Consider the following 2,111-nt stretch of genomic DNA (forward strand, 5'->3'; position numbering starts at 1 on the left):
CACGTTGCCGACGATCCTTGAGAGTGCGGCCGGCCATAGCGCGCAGGTCCTCAACGTTGCCGAGCTCGCGCGAGCAGCCGGCATCGACCAGACGACAGCCCGGGATTACCTCCGGCTGCTCGAAGCTGTCTTCCTCATTCAGTTGCTCCCACCGTGGGATCGAACCCTGACGAAGCGTACGAACGCGCGCCCCAAGGTCCACCTGCTCGACACGGGGGTCTCGACTCGTCTGTTGCGACTCACTGCGGACAAGCTCTCGCGTCGCGACCCGACTGCTCTTACTGAGTTCGGGCATCCGCTGGAGAACTTCGTCGTTACTGAACTACTCAAGGAGGTGAGCTGGACCGAGCAGATCGCCGGGTTCGGCCACTGGCGGACCCGGGATGGCGCCGAGGTTGACCTGGTCCTCGAGACCGAGGACGGAGGCGTTCTTGCCTTCGAAGTCAAGGCTGCCGCTCGTGCTGTCAATGACGACTTCAGGGGCATGCGCCAACTGCGAGAACTCCTCGGTGACGCCTTCATCGCCGGGGTAGTTCTCTACACCGGGGCCCGAAGCTACACCTACGACGACCGTCTCCATGTGTTGCCGATCGACCGGCTATGGCGGGAGCCAGGCTCCGGGAACGTGCAGGTTTGAAGGTTCACTCCTGGAGGTCGGCCCTGCCGACGTCGATGAACGCCGCGAGGTCGGCGAGCTCTCGGGGGTGGGTCGGCATCGTGCGGGTGAGGGCGGGGGAGCGGACGATGATCGCGGCCCAGCGTCCGCGCGAGAGTGCCACGTTGATGCGGTGGCGATCGAGTAGGAAGCGCAGCCCGCGGGCGGCCTCCTTGGCGGTGGACGCGGCGAGCGAGAGCACCACCACGGCGGCCTCCTGACCCTGGAAGCGATCTACCGTTCCCACGCGCACCGCGGTGAGCCCGGCGGCGTCGAGGTGCTCGCGGACGGCTTGCACCTGGGCGTTGTAGGCGGCAACGACGATCACGTCGGCCTGCTCGAGCGGCCGGGTGCCGTGCTCGTCGGTCCAGGCACGGCCGAGCAGCTCGTCGATCTGTGAAGCGACCTCGGCGGCCTCCTCCGCCGAGCGGGCACGGTTCCCGTGGTGCTCGACCAGCACCTGATGGATCCCGGGTGCGAGGCCGTCGAGGTGCCGCTCGGCCGCCGGGGTTGCGCTGCTGAGCCGGCCGTCGTACGCGAGCTCGGAGACGGCCGCGCAGAGGTCGGGGTGCATCCGCCAGGTCCGGTCCAGGAAATAGCCCAGCTGCTCCGGCAGCACATCGACCCCGGGCATCAGCCACCCCAGGGCCGACCGATCGACCGGCGCCGGGTGGCGCGCCTGACTGACCTGCGGAAGCTGCTGCGGGTCGCCGAGCAGCAACAGCCGGCGGGCCGCGGTGGCTGCGGCCAACGTGTTGGCCAGCGAGTACTGACCGGCCTCCTCGATCACGAGCAGGTCCAGTGCCCCGGCCGGAACCCGGTTGCGGTTCGCAAAGTCCCACGTGGTGCCTCCGAGCACGCAACCGGCCTCGGAGCCGCTGACGAAGTCGAGGTGGCCGGCGGTCAGCCGCCGCCAGCCGCCCGAGCCGCCACGCTTCCCGATCAGCTCGGCCGGGACGCCGGCAGCCAGCACCCGCTCCAGCATCCCCTCGACCACGGTGTGCGACTGCGCCACCACCCCGATCCGCCAGCCGTGCTCATCGACCAGCCGGGCGATGACGTCCGCGCCCACGAGGGTCTTGCCGGTCCCGGGCGGACCCTGCACGGCCACGTAGGAGTCGTCGGAGTCGAGCAGCGCCGCGGCCACGGCTGCAGCACGGTGCGCGCTCTCGCCGCTGGTGGGCGCCGGCAGTGATCCGCTGCGCTGCCGGGGCGGCGTGCGCCGCAGCAGGTCCAGCGCCGCGCCGGCCAGCGGCTCGGCATCGCCCAGCACTCCTCGTGCCACGGCGCTGATCGCGTCCACCAGCGTGCCGGTGCGGGGCGGTGCTCCCGGCACGGCCAGCATCGGCAGCGCCTCGTGCGGCGGGGTGTCCTCGTCGAGGCGCTCGCGCACCTCGAGCACGTCGAGCCCGTGCGCCGTGCGCCGGCGCGAGCGCACGGTGGCGTAGCTCGTGGC

At 70.9% G+C, this 2,111-nt stretch carries 2 protein-coding genes; one reads left to right on the forward strand and one right to left on the reverse strand.

Annotated features, from left to right (window positions below; translation table 11 throughout):
* A partial coding sequence (locus ACOJSN_RS10130) for an ATP-binding protein (RefSeq protein WP_420112372.1) occupies positions 1-637 on the forward strand: 637 nt, incomplete at its 5' end.
* 4 nt (positions 638-641) lie between these two features.
* Here the strand turns inward: ACOJSN_RS10130 and ACOJSN_RS10135 are convergent.
* Positions 642-2,111 (reverse strand): DEAD/DEAH box helicase (locus ACOJSN_RS10135; protein WP_420112373.1); only part of this gene is annotated, 1,470 nt, incomplete at its 5' end.

This window comes from Pseudactinotalea sp., from assembly GCF_048594945.1.
Taxonomy (GTDB): domain Bacteria; phylum Actinomycetota; class Actinomycetes; order Actinomycetales; family Beutenbergiaceae; genus Pseudactinotalea.